Consider the following 17,104-nt stretch of genomic DNA (forward strand, 5'->3'; position numbering starts at 1 on the left):
GCGCACTTGAACAGGTCTTCTCGTTTACCGGCGCGATGCCGACGGGCGTCGCGGTTGACCCGCACTCGCGGCGGATCTTCGTCAACTTCCCGCGCTGGGGCGACGACGTGCCGTACACGGTCGGCGAAATCGTCGGCGACAAGGTGGTCGCGTACCCGGATGCGCAGACGAATCGCGCGGCGACGGATTCGCCCGCGGGGCATTTCATTAGCGTGCAGAGCGTCGTCGCGGACGGCCGTGGCAAGTTGTGGGTCCTCGATCCGGCCGTGCCGGGTTTCAGGGCGCCGGTGCCGGGCGGCGCGAAGCTCGTCGCGATCGACCTGAAGACCAACCGCGTCGCGCGGACTTACGTGCTGCCACCCGATGTCGCATTGCCGACGACCTACCTGAACGACGTCCGCTTTGACTTCCAGGCGGGCAAGGGGGGATTCGCGTACATCACCGATTCGTCGACCAACGGTCCGGGCGGCATCATCGTCGTCGATCTCGCCAGCGGCGCCGCGTGGCGGCGGCTGTCCGGCCATCCGTCGGTGCAACCCGATCCGTCGTTCGTCCCGGTCGTCGAGGGCGAGCAACTGATGATCCGCACGCCCGGCAAGCCGCCGGCGCCGTTCCGTGTCGCGGCCGATAGCCTCGCGTTGTCCGCCGATGGGTCGACGCTGTACTACGCGGCGCTGACCAGCCGGCACCTGTATGCGGTGCCGACCGCGCTGCTGCGCGATCGCATGATCGAGGAGGGAGCGCTGGGTGCGGCTGTCGTCGATATCGGCGACAAGGGCGCGTCCGACGGTCTCGAGACGGACGATCGCGGCCGCGTCTACGCGACCGACTATGAGCACAACGCGATTCGCCGGCTCGACAACGGCCGCTGGACCACGATCGCGCACGACCCGCGGATGCTGTGGCCCGATTCGATGTCGGTCGCGCCCGGCTACCTGTATTTCACCGCGAACCAGATCGAGCGGCAGCCTATGTTCCACGAGGGCCGCGACGGTCGCGTGAAGCCGTATGCGCTGTTTCGCGTGAAGATCGACGCGGGGCCGGTGGCGCGCTGACGCGGTGGGGGTTGGTCGCGCGCGGAGCGTCGGCCGCCCCGCGCGCAGTCAGCCGCGTTGCGGGTCGTGGAGCTTTTCAGGAATGAACAGCGCGGGAACCACGCCGCCGAGGAAATAAGCGAGCCCCATCAGCAGGAAGCCGCGGCCGATCGATCCTTGTGCCGCCATGTAGCCGATCACCATCGGCGCGACCGCCGCGCCGGCGCGGCCCAGGTTGTAGGCGCCTGCCACCGCCGTGCCGCGGATCTTCGTCGCGAAGCTTTCGGTCATGTAGGTGGCGTTGACGCCATACGGCACGCCGTAGATGAATCCGAACGCGATCAGTAGCCACGCGACGTTCGACGCATTGCCGCCCAGCACGATCGCGGGCAGGATCGACGTGCACGCCCGGCGTGTCGTCATCCTGCTTTTTCCCGGAACATGCAGACGTCAGTCGAGAAATTTTTTGAGGGTTTCTAGACGACCGGTCTAATAACAGTGTAGCATCTGCACCATAAACTCGGCGCTGGCGATAGAAATCGTTAGGGTGACGTGACTGTCATGTCGTATGAACCGGGATGCAATCAAGTGAGAAAGCGATCCGTGATTGAGCGTCGATGAATGTGTGGACTCACGCATTTTTTCGAACACGTTACTAGACGACTGGTCTACTCTTTCGGGAATGGCAATGCAGAATTTCAGTTACTACAATCCGACCCGAATTATCTTCGGCGAGGGTACGATGTCGCACCTTGATGCCCTGATTCCACGTGATTCCCGCGTCCTCGTGCTGTACGGTGGCGCGAGTGCAAGGAAAAACGGCACGCTCGACGAAGTGCGGACCGGGCTCGGCGCGCGCGAGCTTCAGGAGTTCGGCGGTATCGAGCCGAATCCGACGTATGAGACGCTGATGAAGGCGGTCGCGCAGGTCAAGGCGAACCGGATCGATTTTCTGCTTGCGGTGGGCGGCGGCTCGGTAATTGATGGCACGAAGTTCGTCGCGGCCGCCGCGCTGTTCGATGGCGAGCCGTGGAGCATCATGGAGACCCATGGCGCGAATGTGCGCGGTGCACTGTCGTTCGGCACCGTGCTGACGCTGCCGGCGACCGGTTCCGAAATGAACAGCGGCGGCGTCGTGACGTGCCGCGCGACGCACGCGAAGCTCGCATTCCGCAGCGAGCACGTGTTCCCGACGTTCTCGATCCTCGATCCGACAAAGACCTACACGCTACCGCCGCGGCAGATTGCAAACGGCGTCGTCGACGCGTTTACGCATATCGTCGAGCAATACTTGACGTATCCGGCCGACGGGCTCGCGCAGGATCGCTTCGCGGAAGGCTTGCTGCAGACGCTGATCGAGATCGGCCCGAAGGCGCTCGCCGAGCCTCACGACTATGCGGTGCGCGCGAATCTGATGTGGGTCGCGACGCTCGCGCTGAACGGCCTGATCGGCGCCGGTGTACCCCAGGACTGGGCGACGCACATGGTCGGCCACGAACTGACGGCCCGCTACGACATCGATCACGCGCGCACGCTTGCGATCGTGCTGCCGTCGATGCTGCAGGTGCGGCGCGACAGTAAGCGCGCCAAGCTGCTCCAGTATGCGACACGCGTGTGGAACGTTACCGGCGGCACTGAAGACTCGTGTATCGACGAGGCGATCGAGCGTACCCGTGCATTCTTTGAAAGCCTCGACGTCAAGACCCGCCTCGCCGATTACGGTGTCGGCGCAGATGCGATTGACCCACTCGTTACGCAACTCGACGAACACGGCATGGCGCAACTTGGCGAGCACAAGGACGTCACGCTCGACGTGAGTCGGCGCGTGCTGGAAGGCGCACTGTAATCCAACCGGAAACTTCCGATTCGCGAAGAGGACATTCATGCCGAAAAACGAGTCAATCAATCGCAGAATCGTGCTTGCCGCCCGCCCAGTCGGTGCACCGACTCGCAAACGAGATTTGCTCGATAGGGCCGCATGCGGGGAACTAATCCGGGAATTCATTCGGCAATGTGAGAGATATGAATGGATACGCTACAAAGCATGAGGGCGTTTGTCAGGGGCGTGGAAGCCGGCAGCTTCACGTCAGCGGCGCAGTCGCTCGATATCACGACAGGAGCGGCGTCTCGCGCTGTCTCGGATCTCGAGGAGCATCTCGGGGCCCGTCTGATGAATCGATCAACACGCCGACTCGCACTGACGACGGTCGGAGAGCGTTACCTCACGCGTTGCCAACAGATTCTCGCGGACATTGCAAGCGCGGAAGAGGATGCAAGCGAAGCTCACGAATCGCCCAAAGGTACATTGCGGATGCAAAGCTTTGCCAGCATCGGCCAACATTACATCCTTCCCGCTATCTCGCGCTATCGAAAGCTGTACCCGGATGTGTCGGTTGAGTTGACGCTGTCGCAACAGATTCCTGACTTGTTCGACGGGTCGAGCGATGTCGCGGTTGTCGCAGTTTCCTCGTTACCTGATTCGGATATCGTCGCGTACCGGCTAGGATCAACTTACAACGTCTTGTGTGCGTCGCCGGAATATGTAGTCGAGCGCGGCGTACCTGAGCGGCCAGAGAATCTCGATGAGCACGAATGCCTGATCTTGAATTCTCCGACCTTTTCCGCACACGAATGGCTGCTTGAAGGTCCGCATGGTGCGGAACCGAGGACGATAGATGGGGTCGGTGCAAATCAATATCGCGGAATCGCTAGTGGCTTCGATCCGGGAGGGGATGGGCATCGGCATGTTGCCGGTATATGCGGCGGTCGACGGATTGAGCGATCGTTCGCTGGTGCGTGTGTTGCCCGATTACATTCTGCAGAAGAAGGAAATCTACGCGCTGTATCCTTCGCGAAAGTTCATCGATACAAGAACCCGGGCATGGATCGATTTTCTTCGAAAGCATTTGCCGGTGGTTATTGCGCGCGATCAGGCGACCCTGGACGCGCTGACGCGCGATTTGCCGATTAGCCCAGCCGAAACGGTGTGCCTCAACGATTGACGGAAACACAATGAAATCGACTTTCCGAGAGCGATATCCAGCCAGTGCGTTCTCATGCTGATCACGGCGTGCGCGATTAACAATCATTATCGAGAGGTAACACATCATGCGGAGTGACGTCGTACGGGCGGATTCGAACCTGAAAGGAACGAAAATCGTTGTTGTGGGTGGTTCGTCTGGCATCGGCTATGCGGTCACAGCGGCAGCTGCGATTGCTGGCGCACGAGTCATTATTGCGTCGCGACAGGTAGTGCGAATCAAGGATGCGCTTGCGACACTTCCGCCGGGTGTGGATGGCGAAGCAGTTGATTTTACGAATGAAAATGACGTTGCGGCATTCTTCAAAAGGACTGGCCAGCTTGATCACCTAGTCTACACTGCTGGCGAGGCTCTGTTACTCGAGCCGCTTAGTGTAGTGACAACCGAGCGGGCCCGAAAGGCATTCGATGTGCGGTATTGGGGAGCCTTCACCGCGGTCAAACATGCGGCACCTCGAATTCCCGCAAATGGTTCGATTACGCTTACGAGCGGTATCGCGTCTAGCCGCCCGACGGACAATTGGAGCGTGCCAGCCAGTATCCTCGGGGCAATAGAGGCGCTGACGCGTGCGCTTGCAATTGAACTTGCGCCCATTCGCGTGAATGCTGTGGCTCCAGGCGTCTTGCGTACTCCGATGTGGAACGCCCTGACCGCTTCTAATCGTAACAACCTTTACGAATCCATTGCGCATAAAGTGCCCGTCGGCAGAGTCGGGGAGGCGGTTGACGTAGCAAGAACCTATCTCTACCTGATGCAGCAAGGTTTCAGCACGGGCCAGATTTCTGTCGTAGATGGAGGGCACGTCCTTGTTTGACGCGTTACGTGTTCATCAACGCGATATAGCAACTAACGCTGCTGGTTCCACAAGATCGGCAACGTGAACGCCGAGCTATTGTCGAAAGTGGTGTACGACGGACGAGCGGGATTTCGAGAAGGCGGTGGCGGTTTAGCTGAGAGTGTTGCTTGTCGAAGGCACAACCAGCGAACCCGGCGAGAGCCGGAACTGACCACCATGAGAGAGTCTACGAAAGAAGCCGACAGCGGTAAAGCGGAAACGAAGAGCGTGCTCGACGAGCTGATTCAGCAGGGCGCGCGCAAGATCATCCAGCAGGCAGTCGAAGCGGAGCTTGCAGCCATGCTTGAGCAGTACAGCAACGTGGAGTCGATCGACGGCCGCCGTGCCGTTATGCGCAACGGCTACGTGCCCCAGCGCGAGATTGTGACGGCGGCTGGCCCGGTGACAGTCAAGGTGCCGAAGATGCGGGACCGCTCGGGCTCGGGCATCCACTTCAATTCGATGGTCGTGCCGCCCTACGTGCGCAAATCGGCACGCGTGTCAGCGGCGCTGCCGTGGCTGTACCTGCGCGGCATCTCGACGGGCGATATGAGCGAGGTGCTGGGCATTATGCTGGGTGGCGAGGTCGGCGGCATGTCGCCGAACACGGTGAGCCGGCTCAAGGCACAGTGGGCCGAGAAACACGCGCAGTGGAATCGGCGGGACCTGTCCTCGGCGCGCTGGGTGTACTGGTGGGCCGACGGCATTCATACTGGCGTGCGCAGTGACGATTCGGACGGCCAGTGCCTGTTGGTGATCATCGGCGTGACGCTGGAGGGCGACAAGGAGCGCGTAGCGATCGGCGACGGCTCCCGGGAATCGAAGGCGTCGTGGTGCGAGCTGCTGCTGGATCTGAAGAAGCGCGGCCTGCAGGCCGGTCCGTTACTCGCCTGCGGCGATGGCGCGATGGGCTTCTGGGCGGCGATGGAGGAAGTGTTCCCCCAACCAGGCATCAACGCTGCTGGTTTCACAAGATGGGTAACGTGCTCAACGCACTGCCGAAGTCGCAGCAGGGGCGCGCGAAGAAGGTGCTGCAAGACATCTGGATGGCGGCCACGCGCGCGGACGCGCTGGTCGCGTTCAACGACTTCGTCGACAGCTACTCGGCAAAGTATCCGAAGGTAGCCGAGAAGCTGATCGAAGACTGCGACGAACTGCTGGCGTTCTACGACTTCCCCGCCGAGCACTGGCAGCATCTGCGCACAACGAATCCGATCGAGTCGATGTTCGCGACGGTGCGTCATCGCACGAAGCGCACACGTAACTGCGTCTCTCGTGCGACGTTCCTCGGCCTGGCGTTCAAGCTGAACGAGTCGGCCGAAGAATCGTGGCGCAGGATTCGCTCGCCGGAGAAACTCGCGGTCATGCTCGATGGAATTTCGTTCAAAGATGGCGTCCCGGTGACCGACAACACACCGGCTCAGCAACCGCTAGCCGCCTGATCATGCCGCCGGTCCCGTACACCTAAGTGTTGCTGGTAAACAAGATTGAAGTTTGTTAACTTCGGCGAACCGCATACGCCGGAGCCCTGCATGAAGTGCGTCGTTATACTGACCGAAGTCGAGGAGCAGCCCTTGCAGCAGTTGTCGATCAATCGCCCATATCAGGATATGCGCACGGGGGCGGCCGCTCTGCTGATGCTTGCGGGCGGCAAGCTGCGTCCGATGGCTGTCAGCACGAAACTTGGTGTGAGCGGTCAATCGGTCTACAACTGGGCCCACACGTGGCGCGAACAGGGTGATCGGATTGCTGGTCAAGATCGGTCATAAAGGCGGCCGCCCTCGCGCGTTGAGCGACGAGATGATCGCCACGGTCGTGCGCATGGCCTCGGTCGAGCCGCTGACGCGAGAGCAAATCGTCCAGCGCCTCGAGGCTGAATTCGGCCCACTGCCGTTCGGGCATCTCGATACGCTGAGTGTGGCGCTCAAGCGAGAGGGCTTTACGTTCAAGCGCAACCGCCTGTCGCTCAAAAAAAGCGCGACCCGGAGGCATTCGCCGTGAAACAGGCCACGCTCGACAAGCTGCAGCAGGCCGCACACGGGAACGCAATTCGCCTGCTCTATCTCGACGAGGCCGGTTTTTGCGGATCGCCGCCAGTTCAGCGTAGTTGGTCACCGCGAGGCTTGCCCCACGAGATCGAACCGAACACGCACTGCCGACGCAGTGTTCTTGGCGCCGGCCCGAACATGCTGACCCACGCCACGCATGCCCGCAGCATCAAAGGCCCAAACGTTGTCCGCTTTATCGACGATCTGATTGCAGTGGACGATGGCCGTCCGACCGTGATAGTGCTCGATAACATGAGCATCCATCATGGCATCGGCGAAGCAACGCGGGATCGGTGGCTGATCGATCACAAAGCTGTCCTGTTCTATCTGCCCACCTACAGTCCTGAACTCAACAAAATCGAGATCCTGTGGCGGCAACTAAAATATCGATGGCGACGCTTCGTCACCTGAACCAAGGAAACCACCGACGCTGAGCTGGCCGAACTCCTGGCCGGGTGCGGCACCAAATTTCAAACCAATTTCTCGTGAACACTTAGTTAAATTGATAAATGTCGTCAAATTGACGATGCTGACAGATTTGCCAGGTTGTGGTCATCGTTGCGACTGAGTGCAAACCCTATAATTGCTTGACGTGTCGGATAATATTTTATTTCCGATTTATGTCAATTTTAGGCCTGAGGAATCTAAATGAAATTTCTTGGTTTTATTATATTGTCTTTGGTGCTTAATGTTGCTTGTGCGCAAGATATCCCCGGCAATCAGGTGCCACTGGCGCGTAGCGCGGATATGGAGAGCTCTGCCGGAAGTGAGAGCGCTAGACCGCAGGGGAGCGAGACGGGCAATAGAACCGCTGGATTGACACGGCATCAGGTCTACGAGCAACTTGTTCAGGCAAGGAAAAGTGGAGAGATTCGGCGGCTTAATGAGACGCTCTACAATGGAGGAAGTTGAGGAGAAGTCCCCATAGAGCGAACTTGACTCACTTCCTGGCGGGCGAGATAGCAGGGATCATTCTGAACAGAGCAATTCGTGAGTTGGCAGGGTATCGTGCACGCACAAGTGATGAATTTGCAATATGTGATCGATGCCTGCCGTGTCAGCATTGCCGGTGAATCATCTCACAGTCGTACCTATTCTTTGCTCGATAGCTCGCGCTGAATTATGACCGATTTGCTTGCTGTGGCGATTACTGCTGCAGGCAATGTTAGTAAAAATTTGGGGCGGCAAGAGAACGAGGGGAGGTCAGTCTTGCTTCGGTTTGAACTTAGCTTGATGAATAAAAACGCCCAGCCCTGGGAATTATTGATTTTCATAATCCAGATGGTGGCTCGTCGGCTATTAGGGTGGTTTGTAGAATCGAGCGGGTTGCATCGATATCGTGGCTGATGCATCCCCTTATTGATTAAATAGTAATGTCGCTTATTGTCGAAAATGTTCGGATCCAATGTAGATCGGGTAATTTATAATATCCGTTAATCTAATATGATGGATAACGATTGCAGTGGCTTCGGGTCTCAATTAAATCTCATGGATTAACAGGGTTCTCCATCAATTTATTCATCTCCGGAAGCGCGTAGAGCAGTCTGATGCCGGGATGGCACGTCTTTTATGAGACGCCTGATCAATCAGTGTCGCTCCAAATATATGCATTCAACTTTATCTTTGGTGCGCTCAATATTCTTGTGCATGATTTTTGCGATCGCGATGCGTAAAAATCATTTTGACAAGTTGAATCTTAGCTGGGTCGAATCAAACATTATTCGTTAAAGGTTGCCATATGCGCATCGAGCAGATATCGCATCGATTACTCACTGCAGCAACGGCTGCCGTTTTTCTGGCCGCATGCGGGAAAAAAGAATCGGCATCGCCGCCGGCAACACCGGAGGTCGGCGTCGTCACCGTCCAGCCGCAAGCCGTGCCGATCTTCAGCGAACTGCCGGGCCGCACCAGCGCATTCCTCGTCGCGCAGGTTCGCGCGCGGGTCGACGGCATCGTGCTGCGTCGCGAATTCACCGAAGGCACCGACGTCAAGACCGGCCAGCGCCTCTACAAGATCGATCCGGCGCCGTACATCGCTGCGCTGAACAGCGCGACCGCGACGCTCGCGAGGGCGCAGGCGAACCTCGTCACGCAGAACGCGTTGATTGCTCGCTACAAGGTGCTGGTCGCCGCAAACGCGGTCAGCAAGCAGGACTACGACAACGCGGTGGCCACACAAGGGCAGGCCGCGGCGGACGTCGCGGCCGGCAAGGCGGCGGTCGACACCGCGCAGATCAACCTCGGCTACACCGACGTCGTCTCGCCGATCACCGGCCGCGTCGGCATTTCGCAGGTGACGCCCGGCGCGTATGTACAGGCGAGCCAGGCGACGCTGATGTCGACCGTGCAGCAGCTTGATCCCGTGTACGTCGACCTCACGCAGTCGAGCCTCGAAGGACTGAAGCTGCGTCAGGACGTGCAGAGCGGCCGCCTGAAAACGAGCGGTCCGGGTGCGGCGAAGGTGTCGCTGATTCTGGAAGACGGGAAGACCTATTCGGAGCCGGGCAAGTTGCAGTTCTCGGACGTGACGGTCGACCAGACGACTGGCTCGTTGACGATCCGCGCGATCTTCCCGAACCCGGGCCGCGTACTGCTGCCGGGGATGTTCGTGCGCGCGCGAATCGAGGAAGGCATGAACGAGAACGCGTTCCTGGTGCCGCAGATCGGCGTCACGCATGACCAGAAGGGCCAGGCGATCGCACTGGTCGTGAACGCCGGCAACAAGGTCGAGCCGCGTTCGCTGAAAACGACCGGCATGCAAGGCCAGAACTGGATCGTCGAAGGCGGTCTGGAAGCGGGCGATCGCGTAATCGTGCAGGGCGGCGAGAAGGTGCGTCCCGGTGCAACCGTGAGGTCGGTACCGGCGCGGCTCGCACCGTCGGCCGCCGCGACGTCGAGCGCGCAATAACGAGGAGTTCCACATGGCAAAGTTCTTTATCGATCGTCCGATCTTCGCGTGGGTGATCGCGATCGTGCTGATGCTGGCCGGCGTCGCATCGATCTTCAAGATGCCAATTTCGCAGTATCCGACGATTGCGCCGCCAGCCGTGCAGATCACCGCGAACTACCCGGGCGCTTCCGCGAAGACGGTGGAAGACACGGTCACGCAGGTGATCGAGCAGCAGATGAGTGGTCTCGACAACTTCCTGTACATGTCGTCGACGAGCGACGATTCGGGCAACGCGACGATCACGCTGACCTTCGCCCCGGGCACGAATCCTGACATCGCACAGGTGCAGGTGCAGAACAAGCTGTCGCTCGCGACGCCGAACTTGCCGCAAGTCGTGCAGCAACTCGGGATGACCGTGACGAAATCGAGCAGCAACTACCTGCTATGGATCGCCTTCCGCTCCGAAGACGGCAGCATGACGAAGGAAGATCTGACCAACTACGTTGCGTCGCATCTGCTCGATCCATTGAGTCGAATCAACGGCGTGGGCCTGACGCGCTTGCTGGGGTCTCAATACTCGATGCGCATCTGGCTCGACCCGGTAAAGCTGACGAATTACGGCTTGACGCCACCGGACGTCACTGGCGCCATTTCGTCGCAGAACGTTCAAGTTGCCGCCGGCCAGATCGGCGGTACACCGGCGGCTCCCGGGACCGTACTGCAGGCGACGATTACCGAATCGACGCTGCTGCAGACGCCCGACCAGTTCGGCAACATCCTGCTGAAAGTCAACCAGGACGGCTCGCAAGTACGCCTGAAAGACGTTGCCTGGGTTGGTCTTGGTTCGGAAGACTACACGACCGACACCAAATACAATGGCTCGCCGGCGGCCGGCCTTGGATTTCAACTGGCCTCAGGCGCTAACGCGCTCGCGACGGTAGATGCGATCCAGGCGAAGGTGAAGGAACTCTCGCGATATTTTCCGCATGGACTGGTTGCGTATTATCCGTTCGACACGTCGCCGTTTGTGCGTTTGTCGATCGATGACGTGATCAAGACGCTGCTCGAAGGCATCGTGCTCGTGTTTCTCGTGATGTATCTGTTTTTGCAGAACCTGCGGGCAACCCTGATACCGACGATTGCCGTGCCGGTCGTGCTGCTGGGTACGTTCGCGATCATGGGCGCGGCGGGCTTTTCGATCAATACGCTATCGATGTTCGGCCTCGTGCTCGCGATCGGTCTGCTGGTCGACGATGCGATCGTTGTGGTCGAAAACGTCGAGCGGGTGATGGTCGAAGAAGGGCTATCGCCACGAGAGGCCACCCGAAAGGCCATGGGGCAAATCACGAGCGCACTGATCGGTGTGGCGCTGGTGTTGTCCGCCGTATTCGTGCCGGTCGCGTTCTCCGGTGGTTCCGTCGGCGCAATCTATCGGCAGTTTTCGCTGACGATCGTGTCGGCCATGGCGCTGTCGGTGCTGGTCGCGCTGATCCTCACGCCTGCGTTGTGCGCAACGATACTCAAGCCGATCCCGAAAGGGCATCACGAAGAGAAGAAGGGCTTCTTCGGCTGGTTCAATCGCGCATTCGATGCGAGTCGCGACAAGTATCACGTCGGTGTCCATCACGTGATCAAGCGCTCGGGCCGCTGGCTTGTCATCTACCTGGTGCTGATCGTTGCGGCCGGCCTGCTTTTCGCACGCTTGCCGAAGTCGTTCCTGCCGGACGAGGATCAGGGCTACCTGTTCGTACTCGTGCAAGCACCTTCCGGGTCGACTCAGGAGACGACGGCGCGGACGTTGGCGGATATCGACGCTTATATGCGAAACCAGGAGAAGGAAGTTGTCGATGCCGCGTTCACCGTCAACGGATTCAGTTTCGCCGGGCGTGCCCAGAATGCTGGGTTGGTCTTTGTGAAGCTGAAGCCGTTTGACCAACGCCAGCGATCGGATCAGAAAGCCCAGGCGCTTCTCAGTCGAACCTTTGCGCATTATGTGACGTACAAGGACGCGATGGTCATCCCGGTCCTTCCGCCCTCCATTCGAGAGCTGGGTAATGCAGCGGGCTTCGACTTTGAGTTGACCGACAACTCCGGGCTTGGACACGACAAGCTGATGGACGCCCGCAATCGGTTGCTCGGGTTGGCGGCGAAAGATCCGACGCTTGCGCTCGTCCGTGCGAACGGCCTGAACGATACGCCGCAGTACAAGGTCGACATCGACCGCGAGAAGGCGAATGCGCTGGGCGTCACGGCCGCGGCGATCGACCAGACATTCTCGATCGCGTGGGCGTCGCAGTACGTGAATAACTTCCTCGACACCGACGGCCGGATCAAGCGAGTCTACGTGCAGTCCGATGCACCTTTCCGGATGAAACCGGAGGACATGAACGTCTGGTATGTGCGCAACGGATCGGGCGGGATGGTGCCGTTCAGCGCGTTTGCAACCGGTCACTGGACGTACGGTTCGCCGAAACTCGAGCGCTACAACGGCGTCTCGTCGTTCGAGATTCTCGGGCAGGCCGCGGAGGGCAAATCGACCGGTCAGGCAATGGCGTCGATGGAGGCATTGATGAGTCAGTTGCCGGAAGGGATCGGCTATTCGTGGACCGGCATTTCGTTACAGGAACAACAATCCGGCTCACAGGCCCCGTTGCTTTACGCGATTTCGATCCTCGTCGTGTTCCTGTGTCTCGCGGCGCTGTATGAGAGCTGGTCGATTCCGTTCTCGGTGATCATGGTCGTGCCGCTCGGCGTGATCGGCGCACTGCTCGCAACCACGTTGCGCGGTCTCGAGAACGACGTGTTCTTCCAGGTCGGCCTGCTGACTACCGTGGGCTTGTCCGCGAAGAACGCGATTCTGATCGTCGAGTTCGCACGCGAACTGCAGCTGACGGAGAAGATGGGGTCGATCGAGGCCGCGCTGGAAGCGGCACGTCTGCGGCTGCGTCCGATCCTGATGACGTCGCTCGCGTTCATTCTCGGCGTGATGCCGCTCGCGATCAGCAATGGTGCAGGATCGGGTAGCCAGCACGCGATCGGTACGGGCGTGATCGGCGGGATGATCACCGCGACGTTCCTCGCGATTTTCATGATCCCGATGTTCTTCGTGAAGGTTCGAGCGATCTTCAGCGCCGAGAAGGAGGACGTCGACGAGGCGCTGCGCCTGGCTCAGGAGCACGCGCACCACGAGGAGACGCCGGGCCACGGCGACGAAGGCAACAAGGGACAGTGATGATGCAAAAACACGCTTTGACTGCAATCGCGGTCACGCTCTTTGTCACCGGCTGCACGATGGCGCCACATTACAAGCGGCCCGAAGCACCCGTCGCGCAGGCGTACCCGGCCGGCGGCGTCTACGCGACGCAGCCGGGTGCGGTTGGTGCGCGCAGCGCGAACGGCCAGGCCGCGATCGCCATCGGCTGGCGCGAGTTCTTCGTCGATCCGCGCCTGCAGCGGCTGATCGAGATCGCGCTGAAAAACAACCGCGACCTGCGCGTGTCGGTGCTGAACATCGAGGCCGCGCGCGCGCAGTACCAGATCGTGCGCGCGGGGCTGTTCCCGACACTTGACGGTGTAGGCACCGGTGACCGCCAGCGTCTGCCGAACGCACTGACGGCACCATCGGGCCGGAACATCTCGACCACCTATAACGTTGGGCTTTCCGCGTCGTGGGAACTCGACCTGTTCGGCCGCGTGCAGAGCCTGAAGGACCAGGCGCTCGCGCAGTACCTGTCGACCGCGTATGCGCGGCAGGCGTCGGAAATCTCGCTGGTGTCGCAGGTGGCGGATCAATACCTGACGCTACTGTCGACCGACGACCTGCTGCAGGTCACGGAGAACACACTGAAGACGGCGCAGGCGTCGTACGACCTGACGAAGCTGCAGTTCGACAACGGTACGGGCTCCGAGCTCGAGCTGCGTCAGGCGCAGACGGTGGTCGAGACGGCGCTCGCGGACCAGCAGGCACAGGCGCGCGCCCGCGCGCAGGCACTGAATGCGCTGGTGCAACTGATCGGCGAGTCGCTGCCGGACGACCTGCCGGCGGGCATGCCGCTCGACGCGCAGGACCTGCTGACGGACGTGCCGGCCGACCTGCCGTCGGATCTGCTCACGCGCCGTCCGGACGTGATGCAGGCCGAGCAGACGCTGCTGGCCGCGAACGCGAACATCGGCGCGGCGCGTGCGGCGTTCTTTCCGCGCATCTCGCTGACGGCCGCATTCGGCACCGCGAGTCCGACGCTCGGTGGCCTGTTCAAGGCCGGCACGGCGGCATGGTCGTTCGCGCCGCAGATCGCGATGCCGATCTTCGAAGGCGGTCAGAACATCGCGAACCTGAACCTCGCGAATGTGCAGAAGCGAATTGAAATAGCCAACTATGAGAGTGCGATTCAGTCGGCGTTCCGCGAAGTGTCGGACGGCCTGGCCGCACGCGGCACGTACGACCAGCAGATCGCGGCGCTGGAGCGTAACGAGCACGCGCAGCAGCGACGTTTCGATTTATCGGACCTTCGCTACAAGAACGGCGTCGATAACTACTTGTCGGTGCTCACTGCGCAGACGGATCTGTACTCGGCGCAGCAATCGCTGATCAGCGTGCGTCTGGCACGCTGGACGAACCTGGTCGACCTGTATCGCGCGCTGGGCGGCGGGTGGGTCCAGCGGGCCGGCGAGACGCCACGCGCGCCGGACGAGACGGCCGACTACGGCGACCCATCCGGTTCATCGGGTTCGATGCAGATCGGCGCGTCCGTTGGAAAATCTCACGCTCGGGCAGGCTGACGATGGCTCGCAGGACGAAGGAAAAGGCACTGCTCACGCGAGAATTCATTCTGGATGCGGGGGAGCGCCTTTTCATCGAGCGCGGCTATCGGTCCGTTTCTCTTGAGGAAATCGCGGAAACAGCTGGCGTGACGCGTGGTGCGTTGTATTGGCACTTCCGCGGAAAGGGGGATCTGCTTCTCGACACATTCATCAGCCTATCAGTTCCGGGTCCAGGTTCAAGGGCTTGCCCAGTTCAACCGTCACTTCTTCCTTGCGTTTGCGTGGCATAAAGTGGTTCCTTGGCCGTCAGTTTATGCCTCACACACAAAGAATCGAATAGGCTGCGATTGCAGCATCGTCCAGCCAGCGCATGATCTTGGCAGCGGTGAATTCGACGCCGTTGTCCGACCGTATGAACGCGGGTTTGCCGTACAGCCGCATGAGTCGTGACAGCGTCAGGATCACATTCTGCGAATGCAGGTTGCACCGACATCGATCGCCAGGCACTCGCGGATGTACTCGTCGATTACGCATAGCATCTTCAACGCCTGACCTTCCACTAGTTGGTGGTGCACGAATCGTAGCTCGTCGAAACAAGTCTGCCCGGCGCCGCCAGCCGAAGCAGTCAGTAAGCGCAATCAACGAAATCTGGAGTATGGATTTCGTCGCTGACGCGCTGTTTGATGGTCGACGCTTGTGCACGCTTACGATCGTGGACAACTACACGCGGGAATGCTTGGCGATTGAAGTTGACGGCTCGTTGCGTGGCGAGCACGTTGTCGCCGCGCTGACTCGGCTCGCGCATCATCGGTAAGCACTCGGTCAGCACCGTCTGTTCGGGAGAGGGCGACGTAGGCAATCTGATTCCCATCAGATGTAATGGGAATCAGATTGATGAAGCCAACGGCACATGGGCGGCAACTGGGATCGAGGAACTACACGAAGGAGTTTCGAGAAGCGGTCGTTACTGAAGCGAGCGATCCGAATCGCTCGATTGCAGAGGTAGCTCGCCGGCATGGCTTGAATGCCAATATGGTCGCCCAATGGCGACGAAGATCGCTGGAAGCACAACAGGACACGCCGGCACCTTGCGTAGCACTGCTGCCCGTTGATGTAATCGAACTGCCTGCGGAAAGCACGGCGAGCCACACTCCACCGCAAGAGCATAAAGTACCGGCAAGCTCCGCGACGTCGCTGAATTGCGAGATCGAGATTGAGGTCGGCAAACGACGCATTCGTATCCGCGGGATGTCGCAGGAATTCGCCGAACAGTTTCTGCGAGACTGCCTGAAGTGATTCCACCGAACACGCGAATCTGGATCGCGGCGGGCGTTACGGACATGCGTTCCGGCTTCAACTCGCTGGCCGCGAAGGTGCACCGTGCTGGAGAAAGATCCCTACAGCGGGCACGTGTTCGTGTTCCGGGGCAAGCGCGGTGACTTGCTGAAGTGCTTGTGGTGGTGCGACGGTGGTCTTTGCCTGCTCTCAAAACGCCTCGAGAAAGGACGCTTCGCATGGCCACTAGCCGACTCCGGCGTGGTCGCGCTGACAACCGCTCAGCTTGCGCTGTTGCTTGAGGGCTTCGATTGGCGACAGCCAGTCGAAGCCGTGCGTCCGCGCAGCGCGCTGTAAACCATTGTTAACTGGCGTTTGCGTGATCGTGGGCAGTCGTAAACTGTCCTCATGGAATCGACCTCAACCGCGCTGCCGGACGACATCAACGCACTGAAAGCGTTGCTGCTTGAGCGTGATGCTCAGGTCGTCGAGCTGCGCCAGCAGCTCTCGTCGCGATCACTAGAGATCGAGCACCTGAAGCTCACGATCGCGAAACTGCGCCGCATGCAGTTCGGCCGGAAGTCGGAGAAGCTGGATCGCCAGATCGAGCAGCTCGAATTGCGGCTGGAAGACCTGCAGGCCGACGAAGGCGCAGCCGATATGGTCGCCGCTCCTGCGGCGCCGCGCGCACAGCGCGAAAGTGTCGGTCGCAACCGCTGCCTGATCACCTCGAACGCGAAGAGCGCATCCATCTGCCCGCCGGTGACGGCTGTCCGGATTGCGGTGGGCGGCTCAAGCCGCTGGGCGAAGACGTCGCGGAACAGCTCGAGTATGTGCGGGCGCACTTCCGCGTGATCCGTCACCGTCGTCCGAAGCTGGCCTGTGCGTGCTGCGATCGCATCGTGCAGGCGGCGGCACCGAGCCGCCCAATCGACCGCGGCATCCCCGGCCCGGCGCTGCTCGCGCACATTGATCGGTGCACTCTACGAGATCGAAGAGCAGATCCGCGACAAGCCACCCGACGAGCGCCGGCGCGTGCGTCAGGCGCGAGCGGTGCCGCTGCTCGACGACATGAAGCGCTGGCTCGACGCGACACTTGCCACGCTCTCCGCGAAGTCGGACACGACCAAGGCGATCCAGTATGCGCTGAACCGATGGTCGTCGCTGATCTATTACTGCAGCGATGGGCGCGCTGAGATCGACAACCTGATCGCCGAGCG

Annotated in this window: 13 protein-coding genes and 7 pseudogenes; 18 read left to right on the forward strand and 2 right to left on the reverse strand. The window is 60.3% G+C overall.

Translation table 11 applies throughout. The features are described 5' to 3' along the window. Positions 1–1,055, forward strand: a 1,055-nt coding sequence (locus BFF94_RS36810) for an L-dopachrome tautomerase-related protein (RefSeq protein ID WP_219140443.1), incomplete at its 5' end; no start/stop codon positions are given. A gap of 48 nt (positions 1,056–1,103) precedes the next feature. On the opposite strand, the gene BFF94_RS36815 is transcribed toward BFF94_RS36810, so the two are convergent. After that, positions 1,104–1,457, reverse strand: coding sequence for an MFS transporter (locus tag BFF94_RS36815; RefSeq protein ID WP_246637500.1), 354 nt, complete (start codon positions 1,455–1,457; stop codon positions 1,104–1,106). A gap of 265 nt (positions 1,458–1,722) precedes the next feature. On the opposite strand from BFF94_RS36815, the gene BFF94_RS36820 reads away from it, so the two are divergent. The 12 genes and pseudogenes from BFF94_RS36820 to BFF94_RS38085 all read left to right on the forward strand — a co-directional run. Next, positions 1,723–2,880 carry an iron-containing alcohol dehydrogenase gene (locus BFF94_RS36820; protein ID WP_128842176.1) on the forward strand — a complete coding sequence of 386 codons (1,158 nt, stop codon included), beginning with the start codon at positions 1,723–1,725 and terminating at the stop codon, positions 2,878–2,880. 180 nt (positions 2,881–3,060) lie between these two features. Continuing rightward, positions 3,061–4,036 (forward strand): annotated as a pseudogene (locus BFF94_RS36825) (LysR family transcriptional regulator). 106 nt (positions 4,037–4,142) lie between these two features. Continuing rightward, positions 4,143–4,889: an SDR family oxidoreductase gene (locus BFF94_RS36830; protein WP_128842175.1), complete on the forward strand. Its 747-nt coding sequence runs from the start codon at positions 4,143–4,145 to the stop codon at positions 4,887–4,889. A 198-nt stretch (positions 4,890–5,087) separates the two neighbouring features. Then, positions 5,088–6,352, forward strand: a pseudogene (locus tag BFF94_RS36835) (IS256 family transposase). 90 nt (positions 6,353–6,442) lie between these two features. After that, a complete protein-coding gene (locus tag BFF94_RS36840) occupies positions 6,443–6,679 on the forward strand; it encodes a helix-turn-helix domain-containing protein (protein ID WP_219140444.1) in 237 nt (78 codons plus the stop codon). Continuing rightward, complete coding sequence (locus BFF94_RS38080; protein ID WP_246637501.1) at positions 6,657–6,911, forward strand: COG3415 family protein; 255 nt, start codon at positions 6,657–6,659, stop codon at positions 6,909–6,911. Before BFF94_RS36840 ends, BFF94_RS38080 begins: the two co-directional genes overlap by 23 nt. Further along, positions 6,908–7,369, forward strand: coding sequence for a transposase (locus BFF94_RS36850; RefSeq protein ID WP_128842174.1), 462 nt, complete (start codon positions 6,908–6,910; stop codon positions 7,367–7,369). The genes BFF94_RS38080 and BFF94_RS36850 overlap by 4 nt, the downstream gene beginning before the upstream one ends. A gap of 237 nt (positions 7,370–7,606) precedes the next feature. Then, positions 7,607–7,870: a DUF4148 domain-containing protein gene (locus tag BFF94_RS36855; RefSeq protein WP_128842173.1), complete on the forward strand. Its 264-nt coding sequence runs from the start codon at positions 7,607–7,609 to the stop codon at positions 7,868–7,870. 826 nt (positions 7,871–8,696) lie between these two features. Next, positions 8,697–9,860: pseudogene (locus BFF94_RS36860) on the forward strand (efflux RND transporter periplasmic adaptor subunit); the annotation flags it as partial. 19 nt (positions 9,861–9,879) lie between these two features. Then, positions 9,880–13,080 carry an efflux RND transporter permease subunit gene (locus BFF94_RS36865; protein WP_128842171.1) on the forward strand — a complete coding sequence of 1,067 codons (3,201 nt, stop codon included), beginning with the start codon at positions 9,880–9,882 and terminating at the stop codon, positions 13,078–13,080. Continuing rightward, complete coding sequence (locus BFF94_RS36870; protein ID WP_128842170.1) at positions 13,080–14,627, forward strand: efflux transporter outer membrane subunit; 1,548 nt, start codon at positions 13,080–13,082, stop codon at positions 14,625–14,627. The genes BFF94_RS36865 and BFF94_RS36870 overlap by 1 nt, the downstream gene beginning before the upstream one ends. Before the next feature lie 2 nt (positions 14,628–14,629). Continuing rightward, a pseudogene (locus BFF94_RS38085) lies at positions 14,630–14,749 on the forward strand (TetR family transcriptional regulator); the annotation flags it as partial. Positions 14,750–14,954: 205 nt separating this feature from the next. Here BFF94_RS38085 and BFF94_RS36880 read toward each other — a convergent pair. After that, positions 14,955–15,187 (reverse strand): annotated as a pseudogene (locus BFF94_RS36880) (DDE-type integrase/transposase/recombinase); the annotation flags it as partial. An 8-nt stretch (positions 15,188–15,195) separates the two neighbouring features. Between BFF94_RS36880 and BFF94_RS36885 the strand changes: the two are divergent. From BFF94_RS36885 to BFF94_RS38100, 5 genes and pseudogenes are all read left to right on the forward strand, one after another. Beyond that, positions 15,196–15,420 (forward strand): annotated as a pseudogene (locus tag BFF94_RS36885) (DDE-type integrase/transposase/recombinase); the annotation flags it as partial. Positions 15,421–15,503: 83 nt separating this feature from the next. Then, positions 15,504–15,905, forward strand: coding sequence for an IS66-like element accessory protein TnpA (gene tnpA / locus BFF94_RS36890; protein WP_128842168.1), 402 nt, complete (start codon positions 15,504–15,506; stop codon positions 15,903–15,905). An 84-nt stretch (positions 15,906–15,989) separates the two neighbouring features. Beyond that, entirely contained in the window at positions 15,990–16,241 is a 252-nt protein-coding gene (gene tnpB, locus BFF94_RS36895) for an IS66 family insertion sequence element accessory protein TnpB (RefSeq protein WP_372454372.1), read from the forward strand. A 51-nt stretch (positions 16,242–16,292) separates the two neighbouring features. After that, positions 16,293–16,855: pseudogene (locus BFF94_RS38565) on the forward strand (transposase domain-containing protein); the annotation flags it as partial. After that, a partial coding sequence (locus BFF94_RS38100) for an IS66 family transposase (protein ID WP_246637502.1) occupies positions 16,767–17,104 on the forward strand: 338 nt, incomplete at its 3' end. The pseudogene BFF94_RS38565 and the gene BFF94_RS38100, both read left to right, overlap by 89 nt.

The organism is Burkholderia catarinensis (assembly GCF_001883705.2).
GTDB lineage: Bacteria > Pseudomonadota > Gammaproteobacteria > Burkholderiales > Burkholderiaceae > Burkholderia > Burkholderia catarinensis.

What these genes read in the sequence shown, in the direction of transcription:
- BFF94_RS36815 (WP_246637500.1), bottom strand. Translation starts at nt 1,457, where the DNA reads ATGACGACACGCCGGGCGTGCACGTCGATCCTGCCCGCGATCGTGCTG.
- BFF94_RS36820 (WP_128842176.1), top strand. Translation starts at nt 1,723, where the DNA reads ATGCAGAATTTCAGTTACTACAATCCGACCCGAATTATCTTCGGCGAG.
- BFF94_RS36830 (WP_128842175.1), top strand. Translation starts at nt 4,143, where the DNA reads ATGCGGAGTGACGTCGTACGGGCGGATTCGAACCTGAAAGGAACGAAA.
- BFF94_RS36840 (WP_219140444.1), top strand. Translation starts at nt 6,443, where the DNA reads ATGAAGTGCGTCGTTATACTGACCGAAGTCGAGGAGCAGCCCTTGCAG.
- BFF94_RS36855 (WP_128842173.1), top strand. Translation starts at nt 7,607, where the DNA reads ATGAAATTTCTTGGTTTTATTATATTGTCTTTGGTGCTTAATGTTGCT.
- BFF94_RS36865 (WP_128842171.1), top strand. Translation starts at nt 9,880, where the DNA reads ATGGCAAAGTTCTTTATCGATCGTCCGATCTTCGCGTGGGTGATCGCG.
- BFF94_RS36870 (WP_128842170.1), top strand. Translation starts at nt 13,080, where the DNA reads ATGATGCAAAAACACGCTTTGACTGCAATCGCGGTCACGCTCTTTGTC.
- tnpA (WP_128842168.1), top strand. Translation starts at nt 15,504, where the DNA reads ATGAAGCCAACGGCACATGGGCGGCAACTGGGATCGAGGAACTACACG.